Origin of the sequence: Aliarcobacter butzleri (assembly GCF_900187115.1) — a bacterium.
Classification (GTDB): domain Bacteria; phylum Campylobacterota; class Campylobacteria; order Campylobacterales; family Arcobacteraceae; genus Aliarcobacter; species Aliarcobacter butzleri.
Genome location: NZ_LT906455.1, coordinates 2,028,955 through 2,047,397 on the forward strand (window position 1 = coordinate 2,028,955; position 18,443 = coordinate 2,047,397).

The following is an 18,443-nucleotide window of genomic DNA, read 5'->3' on the forward strand; positions in this document are numbered from 1 at the left end:
ATTTATAAGGTTTTTACTTGAAAGTGTTGAATGGTTTTGGAAAAAAATACTTCTCATTGTCATCTATTCAAGCATATAGTGTTGCTATAACACTGCACAATATCGCTGTTTCTTGTAAAAATCACTTACAAATAAAACTACAATTATCTTCTTCAGAAGATGAAGAAGAAACAGTTTCCAAAGGATTAGAGCAAAGTTTATTATCTTGTTTTGCAATAAAAACTAAACCTTGCCATTGTGATTGCCTTTTCAAAAGAAAAACTGCATTAGCAGTAAGGCTTTTTAGATATATTCCTAGATGTCCATTTTATTGTACATTTTTTGCTTTTAGAAGAACTGGCGTTCATCCTCCCTTACATTCTTTATAATTTCGTATCATTTAAATAAGATACCTTTGTTTCTATTTTAGCTTTTAAAATAAAGCTATTTAGGTTTTCGATACTTTTTGTTGGATTTTTAATCCATGTTATAAAAAGTAGTCAAATTATATATCGTTCCATTTAAAAATGGAACTTTTGAAAAAGGATAAAGAATGTCAAAAAATTATGTAATAGGATTTCCAAGAATTGGAGAAAAAAGAGAATTAAAAAAAGTTTTAGAACAATATTGGTCTAAACAAACAGATTTTAATGAAGTTAAATATGTTGCATCACAACTAAAAAAAAGACACTGGAATTATCAAAAAGATGCAAAAATAGATTTTATTGCATCAAATGATTTTTCATATTATGACAATATGTTAGATACTACTATTTTATTAGGAGCAATTCCTCAAAGATTTCAAAACTTAAAAGATGAAGAATTATATTTTGCAATGGCTAGAGGAAATGAAACTAGTGTTGCTATGGAAATGACTAAATGGTTTAATACAAACTATCACTATATCGTTCCAGAAATTTCAAAAGATACAAAATTTACTTTAAATTCAAAAAAAGTAATTGAAGAGTATAAAGAAGCTTTAGAGTTAGGAGTAAAAACAAAAATCAATCTAATTGGTGCAATCACTTATCTTGGACTTTCAAAAAGTATAGATAATAGTGATATTTTTACTCATATTAATAGTGTAGTAGAAGTTTATAAAGAACTTTTATTAGAAATTTCTAAACTTGATGATGAAATTGTTGTTGAATTTGCTGAGCCTTTATTTGTAAAAGATTTAGATACTAAAGTTTTATCTTTAATCAAACCAGTTTATGATGCTTTAGCAGAAGTTTCTAAAAATATCAAAATTGTTGTAACAACATATTTTGAACACTCAAATGAAGCTACAAAAATTTTAGTTAATACTCCAATTTGGGCATTAGGTTTAGATTTTATTCATGGAAATAAAAATCTTGAAGCTTTAGAATTTATCAAAAACTCAAATAAAGTTTTAATTGCTGGAGTTATTGATGGAAGAAATATTTGGAAAAGTAATTTTGAAGATAAAGTAGCTTTACTAAATAAAATTTCAAATGTTATTTCTAAAGAGAATATTATTGTAGGAACTTCTTGCTCTTTATTGCACGTTCCATTTACTTTAAATTATGAAGAAAAATTAGATTCTGAAATCAAATCTTGGTTAGCTTTTGCAGTAGAAAAATTAAAAGAGTTATCACTTGTAACAAAACAATTTTTTGATTTAAAACTATCACTTGAAGATAGCGCAATCATTAAAAGAAATATTGAAGAAAATAAACAAAGAAAAATATCTTCAAAAATTCATAATAAAGTAGTTCAAGACGAAATCAAAAATTTAAAAGTATTTGAAAGAGCTGATAAATTCCAAGATAGAATAAAAGTTCAAAGAGAATTTTTTAAATATGATGCACTTACAACTACAACTATTGGTTCATTTCCTCAAACACCTGAAATTAGAGAAAATAGAAAACAATATAAAGCAAATGCTATTTCAAAAGAGCAATATGTTGCTGAAATCAAAAAATATATTGATGATTGTGTAGCATTCCAAGATGAAATCGGACTTGATGTTTTAGTTCATGGAGAACCAGAAAGAAATGATATGGTTGAATATTTTGGTGAATTAATGGAAGGTTTTGCATTTACTCAAAATGCTTGGGTTCAATCATATGGAAGTAGATGCGTAAAACCACCTTTAATTTTTGGAGATGTTTCAAGACCAAATCCAATGACTGTTGAGTGGATTAAATATGCTCAAAGCAAAACTAAAAAAGTTATGAAAGGTATGTTAACTGGACCTGTTACAATTTTAAATTGGTCATTTGTAAGAGATGATATTCCAAGAAATGAAGTAACAAAACAAATTGCACTTGCAATTAATAAAGAAGTTGATGATTTACAAAATGCTGGAATAAAAATGATTCAAGTTGATGAAGCAGCATTTAAAGAAGGTTATCCTTTAAGAATTGAGAATATAAAAGCTTATGAAAACTGGGCAGTTGAAAACTTCCGTCTAAGTGTAAGTTGTGCTAAAGCTGATACTCAAATTCATACACATATGTGTTATAGTGAATTTAATGATATTATAAAAACTATTGAAGCAATGGATGCAGATGTAATTTCAATCGAAACTGCAAGAAGTGGAAATAGACTTTTAAAAATCTTTAAAGAAGTTGCATATAAACAAGAAATTGGACCTGGAATTTATGATATTCATAGCCCAAGAGTTCCAAGTGTTGAAGAAATGGTAAATCAAATTAAAGCATTAATTGAAGTTTTACCAAAAGAACAATTATGGATAAATCCAGATTGTGGACTAAAAACTAGAAAATGGCCAGAAGTAAAACAAAGTTTAATAAACTTAGTTGAAGCTGTAAAAATTGTAAAAAATTCTAACTAGAGCTTTTGCTCTAGTTTAAAAATATGTTTTGTTATAACTTAATTATGATAAAACATATTTTTAGGTACTATTTCGTTTCTAAATAAAAAAAACGAGAAAAGTAAAATGATTACATTAAACGATATAAAAGACGCAAAAAGACAGCTTGAAAAAGCAATTTCTCTAACTCCTTTGATGAAAGCTCCAATTTTAAGCAAAGAAAAAAATGCAGAAATCTATTTAAAAGAAGACAACCTTCAAATAACTGGTAGTTTTAAAATTCGTGGTGCATTTAATAGAGTTGCCCTACTTGATGAAAAAAGAAGAAAAAATGGAGTTGTAGCAGCAAGTGCAGGAAATCATGCACAAGGTTTAGCTTTTGCAGCTAAATATTTTGACTGTGAAGCAACTATTTTTATGCCAGAAGCTACACCTCTTACAAAAGTTTTAGGAGTAAAATCTTATGGTGCAAATGTTGTTTTGATTGGTGAGAATTTTGATGAAGCTTATGCAAATGCAACAAAATTTGCAAAAGAAAATAATAAAGAATTTATTCATCCATTCGCTGATAATGCAGTTATCGCAGGTCAAGGAACAATTGCTTTAGAAATTTTAGAAAAACTTGAAGATGTAGAACAAATCATTGTACCAATCGGTGGTGGTGGTTTAATAGCAGGTGTTGCTATTGCTGCAAAAAGTATAAATCCAAATATAAAAATAACTGGTGTTGTTGCAAGTGGTGCAAAAGGAATGAAAGACTCTTTTTTAGCTGGAATTCCTATTGATTCAGCTTCTGTTAAAACTATTGCTGATGGAATAGCAGTAAGAGATGTTACTCCAAAACTACTTGATTTGATTTTAGAGTATGTTGATGAAGTTGTAGAAGTAAGTGATAATGAAATAGCAAATGCAATTTTATTTTTACTTGAAAAACATAAACTTATGGTTGAAGGAGCAGGTGCAGTTAGTGTGGCAGCTATTATGCATGATAAAGTTGATATTTCAAATAAAAAAGTTTGTGCTGTTGTAAGTGGTGGAAATATTGATGTTACGATGTTGTCACTTATTATTGAAAAAGGTCTAGTAAAATCTTATAGAAAAATGAACTTAATCGTTACACTTATGGATAAACCAGGTTCATTGATGAAATTAACAGAAATATTTACACAATGTTCTGCAAACATAATAGAAATAGATTTTAATAGAAACTCTTTAAAACTTGAATTTGGTGAAGCTTACGTAACAATCGCCCTTGAAACAAAAGGTGAAGAACATCAAGAACAAATAAGAGAAAATTTGAAACAAAACGGTTATAGATTTAAACAAATCTAAACTAAATTTTTTTATTTATAAAAATTTTAGAAAACAAATAATATAATAGGCGCATAATTTAGTAAATGTAGAAAACAAAAAAGGAAGAGTATGGAAGGAAGACTGTTTACATTCTTGGGTGCTATTGGTGGACACGGGCAAGAGTGGATAATCTTATCACACTATGTTTTAGTTATTGGAATTATTTTTATAATAGCAAGAGCTGCTACTAGAAAATTACAATTAGTTCCAACTGGAAGCCAAAATGTATTAGAGGCTTTTGTAGGTGGTATCATCTCAATGGGAGCTGATACAATGGGTGAAAAAAATGCAAGAACTTATATGCCACTAATTGGTTCATTAGCTTTAGTAATTTTTGTTAGTAATATGATTGGAGTAATTCCTGGTTTCGAAGCTCCAACTTCAAATATTAACTTCACTTTATCTTTAGCTTTAATAGTATTCGTTTACTATAACTATTTAGGTATTAAGAAAAATGGTTTTGTTGCATACTTTAAACACTTTATGGGACCAATGCCTGTGCTTGCACCTTTAATGTTCCCTATTGAGATAATCTCTCACTTATCAAGAATTGTTTCTTTATCATTTAGGCTTTTTGGATCAATCAGAGGTGATGATATGTTCTTAATGGTACTTTTAATGTTAGTACCTTGGATTTTACCTTTACCTGGGTTTTTCTTATTAACTGCATTTGGTGTTTTACAAGCATTTATTTTCAGTATATTAACTTATGTTTATATTGCTGGATCTATTATGATGGAACACGAAGAGCACTAAAAATCAAAATAAGGCTTATATTAAAGGGAATAAGTTTTTACTTATTCCCTTTTTTAATTCCATGAAAAAATATCTTATAACAGACCCAAACTACTACACAAATAATGAACTAATATTTAAACAAACATTATCAAATGCTTTTGAAAAGCATAAAGTTGATTTTGCTTGTTTTAGAGATAAACAGTCAAATAACTTTGAAGCCTTAGCTAAAACTTTTATTGAAACTTGCCATGAAAGAAACATAAAAAATACTTTTTTAAATTCAGATTTTCTTTTAGCACAAAGATTAGGATTTTATGGAGTTCATTTAACTTCAACACAATTTGAAGATATAAAAAGAGCAAAAGAACTAAATCTTAAAATAATCATCTCTTGCCACAATATAGAGGATGTTGAAACTGCTAAAAAGTATGAAGCAAATTATATAACATATTCTCCTATTTTTGATACACCAAACAAAGGAAAAGCAAAAGGTATCAAAGATCTAGAGTTAATATTAAATAGCTTTAAAGATACGAAAATCATAGCTTTGGGTGGAATAATAGATGAAACTCAAGTGAGTAAAATAGAAAAAACAAAAGCTTATGGATTTGCTTCTATTAGGTATTTTATATAGTTTTCTATTTGCATAAAAAAAGGTTGAGCCTAAGCCCAACCTTTGAAAGATAAGTTTTTTAACTTCTAACAAATATTAGAATGTATATTCAACTTGTAATCTTCCTCTTACGTCATCATTGATTTCATCGTTACTTCCACCAAATTTATTTTCTTTAGTGTAAGTTCCATATCTAACATAAGTATTTAAGTTTTTGCTCATTTTATATGTTAATTGAGCATAGATTTCTTCTTCTTCTCTTTCATCTGAAGTATTGTTGTTTACTTTATATTGAATATTTCCATAATTAGCTGATAAGTTTAAGTTATCTAAGATATTTACTCCTAAAACAGCTTGCCAGTAATCAGCATCAGCTTTTCCTAAAGAAGTAATATTCCATCCAAGTAATGTATTTTTTGAATCATTATCTAAAGCTGTTATACCACCATCTTTATCAGTATTTGCATAAGCAACTTTAGCATTTACTATACCAACATTACCTGTTAAAGTAAGAATAGTAGTAGCATTATCTTCTTTACCATTTGTAACAGCATCTGCTACATTATCATCTAAAGTTAATGATACATATCTAGCTTCTAAACCAACTTTCCCACCATCAAATTTGAAAGTAGAATCAGCACTTAAAGTATATGTATCAAATAAATCAGCCATATCTAAGTACCAAGCTTCAAGTTTAACTGGATTTAAATCAGCAATTAATCCACCAACAACAATATCTTTATGACCAAAATCATCATTTGTTGTAGTAAGTTCAAAATCACCAATAGTATTTCCTGTACCTGTTCCATCAGTAAGACCAAGAGTAATTACATCAGTTGAATTTAATTTAGGTAAAATATCACCTGATTTTCCTAAATTTGTTTGGTTAAAGTAACCTGCAGCTGCAGTTACAGGTCCAAAAGTACTAAGAGCTAATGCTCCTGTTCCTGTTTGTTCATTTCCATCAGAATCAACTGCAACAGTCCATGGAGTTGTTAAACCTTGTTTACCGATATTAACAGTAGTATTAGGAATAGCTGTTAAACCAAAATAAGCATGAGATAACGTTACATCAACATTTGTGTCTCCATTATCTGAAGTATCTAATCCTGCAAATCCTGAATCAGCTCCACCAACTATAAATCTTGAGTTAAATTTAACATAATCATTAACTTTTGAAGTTAAATTTAAAGCAACTTTATAATTATTTTGCGTAGTAGAACCTTCTCCTGCAGTTACACCATCAGTTGAATCATTGTTATAGTCATTATATCTATAAACAACAGAACCTGATACTTCTACATTTTTGATAGCTTCTTCTAATGGTTGAGCATTAGCAGTTGAAAAACCAGCTACTGCAACAGCAGCTACTAAACTTAATTTTGAGATCTTTCTCATTTTTTTCTCCTAAAATTTCGAAATTCTAATCGATATACAAGAACTAGTTAGTTTTAGTACACCATGACGGGCATTTTATACGAGTTAAAATTAAAGTTTTCTTAAAATTGTTATTTTTTAGTTAATTAACTGTTAATTTAAGTTAGATTTCAATTAACCTTTAAAATATGCTACACTAATGCTATTTAGGACTTTTTTACTCGTATTTTATGCTTCAAAAATTAATATATTTATTGACTTTTATTTCAATTTGATTACAAATATAATAATTTTAAAAAAACTTATTTTTATTTAATTTGATAAACTAACGATACAATCTTTTAATATAGTTGGTTTTGAGATTTTTAGTTTGAGATTTTTTATCTCATAAGTTTGATTTAGAAGTTCTGTCAGATAAAGAACTGCATCTTCTATTAATTGAAATTTTTCTTTTTTCATAGTTTGTTTTATCAAATCTACTACTTCAGAATAATCTATAAACTTATCATTTGAGAAATCATACTCAAATGACAAATTTATAATAACTTTTTGTTTTTTTACTCTTTCAAAATCAAGTATTCCAATAATACATTTAAATTCAAGGCCTTCTATATCTATTTTCATATAACTTTACCTTCTTGTCCTTTTATAAGTCTTACAATATTTGGAATATGTTTATATAGAATAATAAATGCTATTAGATACATAGGAATATTTGAGTTTATTCCTAAACCATTATAAATAAAAATTGCACTTATAACTGCTGCAATCAATCCTAATAAAGATGATAATGATGATATTTTTAAAACTTTTGCACAAACTATCCAAACAACTGCACCAATAAGTGTTGAATAAGGAATTAATACAATATAAACACCAAGTCCAGTTGCTACTCCTTTTCCACCTTCAAGTCCTAAATAAATAGAATAACAGTGACCAAGTACAGCCAATACTGCTATTGCCCAAAGTGTTTCATTAGTTACTCCATAATATATTCCAACCAATAAAACTAAAGTACCTTTTAAAGCATCAAGTAAAACTGTAGCAATTCCTAATTTTTTTGCTAAAGATGGGTTCGTTTGTTTTACAACTCTTAATACATTTGTAGCACCAATACTTTTGCTACCTTGCGATTTTATATCAACTCCAGCAAAAGTTTTTGCTAAAATCAATCCAAATGGAATAGAACCTATTAAATAAGCAAGAAGATAAAAAACTATATTTTGATTTGTTAAAAAATCCATAAATAACCTTTGATTTGTGTTTAAAATAAATCAGATTATAACTAAAAATTTGTTATATTCTCACTTAATAAAAATATGAAGGTTTATTTTGAATTTAAAAGAAGAGATTAAAAAACTAAAAGAAGAATTAGACGTAACTTTAGTTGCTCACTTTTATCAAAGAGATGAAGTTTTTGAATTAGCAGATATTACTGGTGATTCTTTAGAGTTAGCAAAAAAAGTTATGAATACAAATACAAAATTTGTTGTTTTTTGTGGTGTTGGCTTTATGGGTGAAAGTGTAAAAATAATGAGCCCGCAAAAAAGAGTTTTAATGCCAAAAGTTGCCTGTTGCGCGATGGCTAGAATGATTGACGAAGGATATTTTGAACAAAATTTAAAAAAAATTAATGAAGCTGGAATCCCAAATGAAAATATCTTACCAATTACTTATATAAACTCAAGTGCAAGAGTAAAAGCAAGAGTTGGAATGATGGGTGGAATGGTATGTACCTCATCAAATGCTTATAAAATAATAGAAAAAGGTCTAAAATCAGATAAAAAAATATTTTTTGTACCTGACCGTTGTTTAGGACAAAATTTTGCTAAATCACTAAATCTAAAATCTGCTGTTGTGGGAGATGGAACTGATCTAAAAGAAGCTGATATTATTTGTTATAACGGTTTTTGTTCTGTTCACCAACAATTCTCAGTTGATGATATAGAGTTTTATAGAGAAAAATTTCCAGGAATTTTAGTAGCTGTTCATCCAGAGTGTGATCCAAGTGTTTGTGATAAGGCTGATTTTGTAGGTTCAACTTCTCAATTAATAACATATATTAAAAATTTAGACCCAGAACAAAAAGTTGTTGTTGGTACAGAGTTTAATATGGTAAATAGATTAAGAACAAAAAATACTTATATTTTAAGTTCTACAAAACCAGAATGTCCAACTATGAATGAAACTACTTTAGAAGACGTTTACCGAACTTTAAAATCTATAAAAGATGATAATATTTCAAAAGAAACTGAAATTTATGTGGATGAAGAAACTATAAAATGGGCAAAAGTAGCATTAGAAAGGATGTTTGAAGTATGATAAATATAAGAAAGTTTGTAAAAAACGCAATAAATGAAGATAATGGAAGAGGAGATTTATTTTTTGATATAGCTCCTGAAGGTAACTTTACAGCAAAAATCATATCAAAAAGTGAAGGAATACTTGCAGGTGTAAAATATGCAAATATTCTGGCTAAAACTGAAAAATTTAAAATAGTATTTTTAAAGCAAGACGGAGATTTTATCCATAAAGGTGATGTTTTAGCAACTTTAGAAGGACGAGCTTCAAAACTACTTTCAAGTGAAAGAACACTTTTAAATATGTTACAACATGCTTCTGGAATTGCAACAATGGCAAACAAATACTCAAAAATGATTGAAGATACTCATGTTGTATTATTAGATACAAGAAAAACAAGACCTCAACTTAGAGATTTTGAAAAATATGCTAGTAGAATTGGCGGAGCTATAAATCATAGACTTGGACTTGATGATTGTTTGATGTTAAAAGATACTCACTTAAGAACAATTGATAATCTTGCAGAATTTGTAAAAAAAGCTAGAAAAAGAATATCTTGGGTTACAAAAATAGAAATAGAGTGTGAAACTTTAGACCAAGTTAAAGAAGCTATGGCTGCTGGTGCAGATATTATCATGTGTGATAACATGACTCCTGAACAAATAAAAGGTGTTGTTACTTTTAGAAATGAAAATTACCCACATATTTTACTTGAAGCTAGTGGAAATATAAATTTTCAAACAATTCGAGAATTTGCACTAACAGGTGTTGATGCAATCAGTAGTGGAAGTATCATTCATCAAGCAACTTGGCTTGACTTTTCAATGAGAGTTGATTAACTTTTGGTTAGTAAGTTTTTGTTAGATTTAATTTTGAGAAAGGAGGGTTAATATTGAAAAAAGATTTTATTCTAAATAATAAAGTTGATATGTCAGAATATACTAAAGCTTTAGAATTAATAGAAAAAAGCAAATATATTCTAATTATTACTCATGTTAATCCAGATCCTGATTCTATTGGTTCAGCTTTAGCTTTATCAAATCTATTTTATGAAAATAAAATAAAACATAAGGTTTTTAATATAAGTTCTGATTTACCACAAAATCTTGATTTTATTCCAAGATTTGAAAAAATAACATCAGAACTTCCTAGTTTTTTTGATTTAGCTATTAGTGTTGATTGTGGAACTTATGGAAGACTTGGATTTGAACTTCCTTCAAATATTCCACTTATAAATTTTGACCATCACAAATCAAATGATAATTTTGGAGCAGTAAATATCGTAGATTCAATGAAAAGTTCAACAGCAGAACTTGTTTATGAATTTTTCAAACATAATGGATTATATATCACAAAAGCTAGTGCAACAGCTCTTTATGTTGGAATTTATGATGATACATTAGCTTTTTCATTAAATCGTTGTGATGAAATAACTTTCCAAAAAATAAATTTTTTAGTTGAGTGCGGAGCAAGTCCATCTGATATAGCAAATAAACTTTTACGAAGAGATTCTTTGGCAAAATATAGAATAATTCCAAAAGTTTTAAATAGCTTAGAACTTTATCAAGAAGGAGCTGTTGCTTCAATTATTGCTAAAGAAGAGTGGTTCAAGGAAACAGGAGCTCACAATAGAGATTGTGAAGATGCTCTTGATATGATTATGAGTATGGCTATAGTGAGAATAGCTTTTTTTGTAAGGATTGTAAATGGTGTGTCAAGAGTATCATTAAGATCAAAAGGAAAAATTGATGTTGCTTTGATAGCGTCTAAGTTTAATGGTGGTGGGCATTTTAATGCCGCTGGTTGTACTTTAGAAATGAAAGATGTAGAAATCGCAAAAAATATAGTTTTAAAGGAAATTCTTGAGTTATATAAATAAAAAAAGTAGTTGGCTATATATTCTTGTAGCTATTATGTTTGTTGTTGTTGGTGTGTTAGCATATGCTTTAACTTTGGATAGAAGTGCTCCAAAGATTATTGTTCAAAATGAAGTTATGGGTAAAGATATTTATTGGAATTTACAAAATCCTATAAAAATTGATATCGGTGATGCAAGTGGAATTAAATCTTATGAAGTAACTTTTAATGATGGTCAAAGTCAAATAAATTTAGATACAAAAGTAGTAAAAGAGGATCAAAATAGTGTTTCTCTTGAAATATCTTCACCAAAAAATTCGGAATTTTTAAAAGCTACAAATGGTACTTTAAAAATTGTAGCTTTTGATAATAGCAAATGGAATTTTTTTAAAGGAAATGAAGCTACTAAAACTACTAATGTAATAATTGATAGAAGAAGTCCAATTGCAAATGTTATTACAAACTCTTATTTATTAAGACAAGGAGGAAGTGGTGTTTTAATTGTTGAAGTAGCTGATGACAATCTAAAAGACTATTATGTAACTTTCAATGATGAAGTTATTTTTGAACTTTTCCCTTTCTACAAAAAAAATTACTACATATCAATCATTACTTGGCCAATTGATATAAAAGAGTTTAAAAGAGTTAATCTTGTAGCTATTGATATGGCTGGAAATAAATCTGTTACAAAAATTCCATATTATATTCAACCATTTAAAGAAAAAGTTGATGAACTAAAAATTTCTGATGAGTTTGCAAATAATATTAGTAAAAAAGTATTAGAAGAGAGTAATATGCCTGTTCCATTAGAACCTGCAGAAATTTTCGTAAAAGCAAATAAAGAATTAAGACAAAAAAATCTTCAAACTATGAAAGAAGTTGTAGTTCAGAATTTTAAAAATAATGAACAAATTCCTTTTAATGTAAAACCATTTGTTAGACTTCCAAATGCAGCAACTTTTGCTATGTTTGGTGAAAGAAGACACTATTTTTATGGTGATCAAAAAATTGATGAAGCTTGGCACTTAGGTATGGACTGGGCAAGTGTTAAAAGAGCTGATATTAATATAACAAATCCTGGAAAAGTTATATTTAAAGACTACTTAGGAATTTATGGAAATAGTATTATTGTTGATCATGGATTAGGTCTTGCATCACTTTATGCTCATACAAGTAGTCAAAATGTTGAAGTTGGAGATTTTGTAACAACAGGTCAACATATAGCAAATACTGGAGCAACTGGTGCGGTATTTGGAGATCACTTACACTTTGGAATCTTAATTCAAGGAATAGAAGCAAATCCAAATGAATGGTTAGATGTTAGTTGGATGAATAAAAATCTTGACCAAACAATGAAAGATGCAATAAAAATAATAGATGGGAAAAAATAGTAAATGAAACAAAGAACAATAGCAAAAAATGTAGATATTGTTGGAATAGGACTTCATAAAGGCGTTCCTGTAAAAATGAGACTAGAGCCACTTGATAGTGATATGGGAATCATCTTTTACAGAAGTGATGCTGGTGTTACAATTCCAGTAAAAAAAGAGTTTGTTGTTGATACAAAAATGGCAACTGTTATTGGAAAAGATGGAGTAGTTATTTCTACAATAGAACATCTTTTATCAGCTATTTATGCTTATGGTATAGATAATTTACGAATAGTATTAGATAATGACGAGGTTCCTGTACTTGATGGAAGTTCTGCTGGTTATTGTATGCTTATCGAAGAAGCTGGAATAAAAGAACTTGAAAAAAGTAAAAAAGCAATAAAAATCAAAAAAGAGATTGAAATCACAACAGAGGATGGAAAAAGAGTAACTTTAAAACCATCAGATAGAATAGTTTATGATTTTGAAATAAATTTTGAACATCCTGCTATTGGAAAACAAAAATTCCATTTTGACTACTCAATTGAAGAATATAAAAATAATATTAGCCGTGCAAGAACTTTTGGATTTTTACATGAAGTACAATATTTAAGAAGTATAGGATTAGCACAAGGTGGTTCTATGGAAAATGCTATTGTACTTGATAAAACAAAAGTTTTAAATCCAGAAGGTTTAAGATTTGATGATGAATTTGTTAGACACAAAATCTTAGATGCAATTGGTGATATGGCACTTTTAGAATATACTTTAGTTGGTGAATATGATGCAGTTGCTGGAAGCCATCACTTAAACCATTTATTAACTAAAAAACTTTATGAAGATGAAGCAAACTATGAAATAATTGATTTAGAAGAAGCTAGTAGTGAAGCTAGTGTATTTGAAATGGCTTATTCAAAAGTTGAAAGTTGATAAAAATTGATAGAAATTTTAGTTATAACTATTTCAAACCCTTTATTAATAGGAATTTATGAAAATAAAAAACTAATCAAAGAGTATAAATTAGATGGTAAAACAAGTGATGTTTTACCCACTCTTTTTCAAAAACTATTAAATCATTATAATATTAAAAGAATAATTTATGTTAATACTCCTGGCTCTTTTATGGCTATAAAAGTAGCTTATATATTTTTAAAAACCGTTTGCCTTACAAAAAATATAGAATTAAACTCTGTAAGTGGTTTTGAATTTAATAATAATTCACCTATAAAAGCTTTAGGTCAAAAATACTTTATAAATGAAACAAATAACCTTAAAGTAGATTTTTTAGAAAAAGATTGTATAATCTGCGACTTTAAATTACCTTTGTGTATAGAAAAATATAATTTTAATAAAGAAACGCTGCCAATTTATAATTTACCAGCTGTTTAAAGGAATATTCAATTATGAAAGTAAGCGTTCCCGCTACGAGTGCAAATTTAGGACCAGGATTTGATTGCTTAGGTCTTGCAGTATCATTAAAAAATCAAGTAATTATTAGACCTTCAAAGTTTCATAGTGTATCATTAAAAGGTGAAGGTGCAAATAATCCAGCACTTAAAGACAACAATATGTTTATCTCTATTTTTAATGATTTTTATCAAAATTTATCTCATAAAAAAAGATTTTTTAGATTTGAATTTCAAAATGAAATTCCATTATCAAGAGGTTTAGGAAGTTCATCTGCTGTTATTGTTTCAGCAATTGCAAGTGCTTATGCAATAGAAGGAATAAAATTAGAAAGAGATAAGCTGTTGAATTTAGCACTTGCTTATGAAAGTCATCCTGATAATATTACTCCTGCAGTTATGGGTGGATTTAATGTTGCTTGTGTTCAAGAAAATGAAGTAAAATATATAAATAAACCTATCCCAAAAAGTTTAAAAGCCGTTATTGTTGTACCAAATAGAGCTATTTCAACTGCTATGTCAAGAAAAACTTTACCATTCAAATATTCAAAAGAAGATACTATTTTTAATATTTCTCATTCATCACTTTTAACAGCAGCTTTTATGAGTGAAAATTGGGAGATGTTAAAATATGCTTCAAATGATCAGGTTCATCAAAAATATAGAATGAAGCAGATGCCAGAACTTTTTGAAGTTCAAAAAACTGCTTTAAAAGAAGGTGCTTTAATGAGTACATTATCAGGTTCTGGTTCAACTTTATTTTCAATGGCATACACTGATGACAGTAGAAATCTTGAAAAAGCTCTAAAAAATAAATTCCCTCATTTTAGAGTTTTTGTTGTAGATTTTGATAATACTGGTGTGAAAATAGAACTTTGATATTTTTTGCAATTAAGTATATTTTGGGTATAATGCTTGGCTAATTTAAAAAAAATCTTAAGAACTTGTATTTTTTGTAAAGGGAAATTTGAACAAAAAGAGTTATTAAGATTAAAATGTAAAGATAAAAAGTTGTCCCTTTATGACAATTTAGGAAGAAGTTTTTATGTCTGTGAAGCTTGTATTTTGAAATTTCAAACTATGAATGAAAAAGATTATAAAAAATATGAAAAACCACTTTGTAAAGAGTGTAAAAATAAAGATGAGTATGTTATACAACTTAAGGAGATTCTAACAGATGTCAGATACAGTAAGAGTTTATGAAATTGCAGAAGAAGCAGGTGCAAGTAGCCAAGATGTTATTGCAAAAGCTAAAGATTTAGGAATAGAACTTAAATCTCCTCAAACAGCAGTTTCTTATGAAGATGCAGAAGAGATTACAAAATATATGATGACAGGAAAAAGTGAGCGATTAGCTACTAAACCTGCCAAAGTAAAAAAAGTAGTAAAAAAAGAAGAAGTAAAAAAAGAGACAGAAGAAATTGAAACTCCAAAAGAAAAGATAGAAACTGTACAAAAAGTAGAAAAAGAGATTATTAAAAAACCAGAACTAAAAAAAGTAGAAATTTCAAAGCCAATTTCAAAAGCGCCTCAAAAATCTGAAGAAGAATCTGAAAACTTAGAAAATCCAAATAAAATTGTTCCTAAAAGAAAAGGTCTAGTTATTATCAAGAAAAAAAGACCTAAAGAAGAAGAATTAGAAGAGCAACAAACTATAACAGAAAATCAATCTAAAAAACAAATGAAATCATTAAGTGAAATACTTGGTGGCGTAGATGATGAAGAAAAATCATACAATGAACCAAAAAACAAAGAAAATGATGACATAAAAAAACAAAAAGTTAAAAAAGAGAAGAAAAAACCTCTTATAAAAACTCAAGATCACGGAAAAAAACTTGATGTAGATAGAGAATATTCAGATGAATTTGCAAGCAGTGATGATTCTCTTTTAGGAGAAGAAATAGTTTTATTAGATATGGATTTAAGCGATTCTTATAAAATATTTGATGAGCCAAAACCTCAAAATATTGTAAATCAATCAAGAAGTTCAAAACCAGCTGCATTTGGAAATGTTCCTCAAGGTTTAAAAAGAGGAAAAAGAAAAAAAAGAATCGTTAGAACTCAAGAAAAAGCTGAAATTACATCAGTTACAATTCCTGAAGATATCAGAGTTTATGAATTTGCAGAAGCTTGTGGTAAATCTCCAGCAGAAGTTATTACAGTTTTATTTAGTTTAGGAATGATGGTTACAAAAAATGACTTTTTAAAACAAGATGAGTTAGAAATTCTTGGTGAAGAGTTTGGAATTGAAGTAACTGTTAAAGATGCTTTAGAAGACGTAAATTATGTTGAAACTTATAATGATGAAGAAGATATTGATACATCATCATTTGTAACAAGACCTCCAGTTGTTACAATTATGGGACACGTTGACCACGGTAAAACTTCACTTTTAGATAAAATTAGAAGTTCAAAAGTTGCTGCTGGTGAAGCTGGTGGAATTACACAACATATCACATCTTATACAGTTACTAAAAATGGTCAAGAAATTACATTTGTTGATACTCCAGGTCACGCAGCTTTCTCAGCTATGAGAGCAAGAGGAGCTAATGTAACAGATATTATTATTATCGTTGTTGCTGCTGATGACGGTGTTAAAATGCAAACAGAAGAAGTTATTTCTCACGCAAAAGCAAGTGGTTGTCCAATTATCGTTGCTATGAATAAAATGGATAAAGAAACAGCAAACCCAGATATGGTAAAAGCTCAAATGGCAGAAAAAGGTCTTACTCCTATTGATTGGGGTGGAGATATTGAATTTATTGGAGTTTCTGCTAGAACTGGTGATGGAATTGAAGATTTACTTGAAAATATCTTATTACAAGCAGAAATTTTAGAATTAAAAGCTGATCCTACTGCAAAAGCAAAAGCAACTGTTATAGAAGCTAGCTTAGAAAAAGGTAGAGGACCAGTAGCTAATGTTATTGTTCAAAATGGAACTTTAAAAATTGGTGATAATATAGTTTGTGATACTACTTTTGGTAGAGTAAAAGCAATTACTGACGATAATGGAAAACCTGTTAAAGAACTTGGATTAAGTCAAACAGGTACTGTATTAGGATTAAATGAAGTTCCAACTACTGGTTCTGTTTTAGTTGCTATGGATACAGAAAAAGAAGTAAGAGAAATCGCAACAACAAGAGCTGAACATGCACGTGCAAAAGAGTTATCAAAATCTACAAAAGTTTCTTTAGAAGAGATGAGTGGATTAATTGCTGAAGGGAAAATCAAACAATTACCAGTAATTATCAAAGCTGATGTTGGTGGTTCATTAGAAGCAATTAAAGGTTCTTTAGAAAAAATAGCAAATGATGAAGTTAAAGTAAAAGTTGTTCATGCAGCTGTTGGTGGAATAACTGAATCTGATTTAGTACTAGCCGGAGCTAGTGGTGAATGTATTATCTTAGGATTTAATGTAAGACCAACTGGTTCAGTAAAAGCAAAAGCAAAAGCTGACGGAGTTACAATCAACACTTACTCAATTATTTATGATTTAATTGATGATGTTAAACATGCACTTTCAGGAATGATGAGTGCAGTAATAAGAGAAGAAAATACTGGTCAAGCTGAAGTTAGAGATACTTTCGTTGTTCCAAAAGTTGGAACAGTTGCAGGATGTTTAGTAACTGATGGAAAAGTAATCAGAGGTGGTCATGCAAGAATTATTAGAGATGGTGTTGTTACATATACTGGTAAAATTTCATCTTTAAAAAGATTTAAAGACGATGTTAAAGAAGTTGCTAATGGTTATGAATGTGGAATTATGTTTGACAAATTTAATGATATTAAAGTTGGAGATTTTATTGAAACATTTATTCAAATTGAAGAGAAAGTATCAGTAGACGATTAAGATGAAAAGTATAAATCTTCAAAGAACAGAATCACTTTTAATGGAATTAATTCCTCAAGCATTATCTAATTTAGATGATGAAAGAATTAATTCTTTACCTATTACAGGTGTGAACTGCAAAAATGGTAAATATGATGCAATAGTATATTTTGATGGTAGTGATTTTGATAAAGATGAAATAAAAGCTATTATTTCTTTATTAAATAGAGCAAATGGTAGAATAAAAAGTGATGTATTAGCAAGTACAAGTTGGTATAAATGTCCTAATTTTACTTTTGTAAATGATACTAGTTTAGAAAAGTCAAAACATATTGAAGATTTATTTGCACAAATTAAAAAAACAAAAAGTAGTGAAGAATGAGTTTAGAAGAATCAATAAAATTAACGGTTGAAAGTCTTGGTGCTAAGCTATATGACATATCAACTTTAAGAGAACATGACAAAAATATTTTTAGAGTTAGCATAACTTGCGAAGGTGGAGTTAACCTTGATAAATGTGCAGAAATTTCAAGAATGTTATCTCCAATCTTAGATGTTGAAGAACCTATGAATGGTGAATATCTTTTAGAAGTTAGTTCTCCTGGAATTGAAAGAAAATTGAAAAAAGTTGATCATTTTCTTGCTTCAATTGGAGAAAAAGTAAAAGTAAAAAATTTTGCAACAGAAGTTTTCAAAGGGGAACTGATTTGTGCAGATGAAGAAAAAATCGTAATTAAAACTGAATTTGGAAACGAAGAATTAACTTATGATAATATCTTAAGTGCTGCAACTTATTTTGAATGGTAAAATAGAGTCAAAT

Annotated in this window: 19 protein-coding genes; 16 read left to right on the top strand and 3 right to left on the bottom strand. The window is 28.5% G+C overall.

Annotated features, from left to right (window positions below; translation table 11 throughout):
- Positions 1-23 precede the first annotated feature (23 nt).
- From CKV87_RS10135 to CKV87_RS10155, 5 genes are all read left to right on the top strand, one after another.
- Positions 24-368, top strand: a complete 345-nt coding sequence (locus CKV87_RS10135; RefSeq protein WP_226800214.1) for a hypothetical protein — start codon at positions 24-26, stop codon at positions 366-368.
- Between the two features lie 164 nt (positions 369-532).
- On the top strand, positions 533-2,800 hold the full coding sequence (gene metE / locus CKV87_RS10140; RefSeq protein ID WP_012147915.1) for a 5-methyltetrahydropteroyltriglutamate--homocysteine S-methyltransferase: 2,268 nt from the start codon (positions 533-535) through the stop codon (positions 2,798-2,800).
- Positions 2,801-2,905: 105 nt separating this feature from the next.
- Positions 2,906-4,111 carry a threonine ammonia-lyase gene (ilvA, locus tag CKV87_RS10145; RefSeq protein ID WP_012147916.1) on the top strand — a complete coding sequence of 402 codons (1,206 nt, stop codon included), beginning with the start codon at positions 2,906-2,908 and terminating at the stop codon, positions 4,109-4,111.
- A 90-nt stretch (positions 4,112-4,201) separates the two neighbouring features.
- Positions 4,202-4,888 carry a F0F1 ATP synthase subunit A gene (locus CKV87_RS10150; protein ID WP_004510917.1) on the top strand — a complete coding sequence of 229 codons (687 nt, stop codon included), beginning with the start codon at positions 4,202-4,204 and terminating at the stop codon, positions 4,886-4,888.
- A 61-nt stretch (positions 4,889-4,949) separates the two neighbouring features.
- Positions 4,950-5,504, top strand: a complete 555-nt coding sequence (locus tag CKV87_RS10155; RefSeq protein ID WP_012147917.1) for a thiamine phosphate synthase — start codon at positions 4,950-4,952, stop codon at positions 5,502-5,504.
- 75 nt (positions 5,505-5,579) lie between these two features.
- On the opposite strand, the gene CKV87_RS10160 is transcribed toward CKV87_RS10155, so the two are convergent.
- The 3 genes from CKV87_RS10160 to plsY all read right to left on the bottom strand — a co-directional run bounded on the left by CKV87_RS10160 (position 5,580) and on the right by plsY (position 8,104).
- Positions 5,580-6,881, bottom strand: coding sequence for a major outer membrane protein (locus CKV87_RS10160; RefSeq protein ID WP_012147918.1), 1,302 nt, complete (start codon positions 6,879-6,881; stop codon positions 5,580-5,582).
- 291 nt (positions 6,882-7,172) lie between these two features.
- The gene (locus CKV87_RS10165; RefSeq protein WP_012147919.1) at positions 7,173-7,484 is read right to left on the bottom strand and encodes a dihydroneopterin aldolase; all 312 of its coding nucleotides are present in this window, start codon (positions 7,482-7,484) and stop codon (positions 7,173-7,175) included.
- Entirely contained in the window at positions 7,481-8,104 is a 624-nt protein-coding gene (gene plsY / locus CKV87_RS10170) for a glycerol-3-phosphate 1-O-acyltransferase PlsY (protein WP_012147920.1), read from the bottom strand. Before plsY ends, CKV87_RS10165 begins: the two co-directional genes overlap by 4 nt.
- A gap of 88 nt (positions 8,105-8,192) precedes the next feature.
- Between plsY and nadA the strand changes: the two genes are divergently transcribed.
- From nadA to rimP, 11 genes are read left to right on the top strand one after another with little or no spacing between them, the layout of a single operon-like run.
- Entirely contained in the window at positions 8,193-9,182 is a 990-nt protein-coding gene (gene nadA / locus CKV87_RS10175; protein WP_012147921.1) for a quinolinate synthase NadA, read from the top strand.
- A complete protein-coding gene (nadC, locus tag CKV87_RS10180) occupies positions 9,179-10,000 on the top strand; it encodes a carboxylating nicotinate-nucleotide diphosphorylase (protein ID WP_004510923.1) in 822 nt (273 codons plus the stop codon). Before nadA ends, nadC begins: the two co-directional genes overlap by 4 nt.
- 53 nt (positions 10,001-10,053) lie before the next feature.
- Positions 10,054-11,040, top strand: a complete 987-nt coding sequence (locus tag CKV87_RS10185) for a DHH family phosphoesterase (protein ID WP_004510924.1) — start codon at positions 10,054-10,056, stop codon at positions 11,038-11,040.
- The gene (locus CKV87_RS10190) at positions 11,024-12,409 is read left to right on the top strand and encodes a M23 family metallopeptidase (protein WP_012147922.1); all 1,386 of its coding nucleotides are present in this window, start codon (positions 11,024-11,026) and stop codon (positions 12,407-12,409) included. Before CKV87_RS10185 ends, CKV87_RS10190 begins: the two co-directional genes overlap by 17 nt.
- Positions 12,410-12,412: 3 nt before the next feature.
- Positions 12,413-13,318, top strand: coding sequence for a UDP-3-O-acyl-N-acetylglucosamine deacetylase (gene lpxC, locus CKV87_RS10195; RefSeq protein ID WP_004510926.1), 906 nt, complete (start codon positions 12,413-12,415; stop codon positions 13,316-13,318).
- A gap of 6 nt (positions 13,319-13,324) precedes the next feature.
- On the top strand, positions 13,325-13,777 hold the full coding sequence (locus CKV87_RS10200) for a hypothetical protein (RefSeq protein ID WP_012147923.1): 453 nt from the start codon (positions 13,325-13,327) through the stop codon (positions 13,775-13,777).
- A 14-nt stretch (positions 13,778-13,791) separates the two neighbouring features.
- Positions 13,792-14,673, top strand: coding sequence for a homoserine kinase (gene thrB / locus CKV87_RS10205; RefSeq protein WP_012147924.1), 882 nt, complete (start codon positions 13,792-13,794; stop codon positions 14,671-14,673).
- Between the two features lie 36 nt (positions 14,674-14,709).
- Positions 14,710-14,997, top strand: a complete 288-nt coding sequence (locus CKV87_RS10210; RefSeq protein WP_004510929.1) for a YlxR family protein — start codon at positions 14,710-14,712, stop codon at positions 14,995-14,997.
- Positions 14,972-17,644 (top strand): translation initiation factor IF-2, encoded by a 2,673-nt coding sequence (infB, locus tag CKV87_RS10215; protein ID WP_012147925.1) that lies wholly within the window; start codon positions 14,972-14,974, stop codon positions 17,642-17,644. Before CKV87_RS10210 ends, infB begins: the two co-directional genes overlap by 26 nt.
- 1 nt (position 17,645) lies before the next feature.
- A complete protein-coding gene (gene rbfA, locus CKV87_RS10220) occupies positions 17,646-18,005 on the top strand; it encodes a 30S ribosome-binding factor RbfA (RefSeq protein WP_012147926.1) in 360 nt (119 codons plus the stop codon).
- The gene (rimP, locus tag CKV87_RS10225; RefSeq protein WP_012147927.1) at positions 18,002-18,430 is read left to right on the top strand and encodes a ribosome maturation factor RimP; all 429 of its coding nucleotides are present in this window, start codon (positions 18,002-18,004) and stop codon (positions 18,428-18,430) included. Before rbfA ends, rimP begins: the two co-directional genes overlap by 4 nt.
- Positions 18,431-18,443 lie beyond the last annotated feature (13 nt).

Coding starts and splice junctions, on each gene's coding strand:
- CKV87_RS10160 (WP_012147918.1), bottom strand. CDS start 6,881: ATGAGAAAGATCTCAAAATTAAGTTTAGTAGCTGCTGTTGCAGTAGCT.
- rimP (WP_012147927.1), top strand. CDS start 18,002: ATGAGTTTAGAAGAATCAATAAAATTAACGGTTGAAAGTCTTGGTGCT.
- plsY (WP_012147920.1), bottom strand. CDS start 8,104: ATGGATTTTTTAACAAATCAAAATATAGTTTTTTATCTTCTTGCTTAT.
- nadC (WP_004510923.1), top strand. CDS start 9,179: ATGATAAATATAAGAAAGTTTGTAAAAAACGCAATAAATGAAGATAAT.
- metE (WP_012147915.1), top strand. CDS start 533: ATGTCAAAAAATTATGTAATAGGATTTCCAAGAATTGGAGAAAAAAGA.
- CKV87_RS10150 (WP_004510917.1), top strand. CDS start 4,202: ATGGAAGGAAGACTGTTTACATTCTTGGGTGCTATTGGTGGACACGGG.
- infB (WP_012147925.1), top strand. CDS start 14,972: ATGTCAGATACAGTAAGAGTTTATGAAATTGCAGAAGAAGCAGGTGCA.
- lpxC (WP_004510926.1), top strand. CDS start 12,413: ATGAAACAAAGAACAATAGCAAAAAATGTAGATATTGTTGGAATAGGA.
- thrB (WP_012147924.1), top strand. CDS start 13,792: ATGAAAGTAAGCGTTCCCGCTACGAGTGCAAATTTAGGACCAGGATTT.
- CKV87_RS10155 (WP_012147917.1), top strand. CDS start 4,950: ATGAAAAAATATCTTATAACAGACCCAAACTACTACACAAATAATGAA.
- rbfA (WP_012147926.1), top strand. CDS start 17,646: ATGAAAAGTATAAATCTTCAAAGAACAGAATCACTTTTAATGGAATTA.
- CKV87_RS10165 (WP_012147919.1), bottom strand. CDS start 7,484: ATGAAAATAGATATAGAAGGCCTTGAATTTAAATGTATTATTGGAATA.
- ilvA (WP_012147916.1), top strand. CDS start 2,906: ATGATTACATTAAACGATATAAAAGACGCAAAAAGACAGCTTGAAAAA.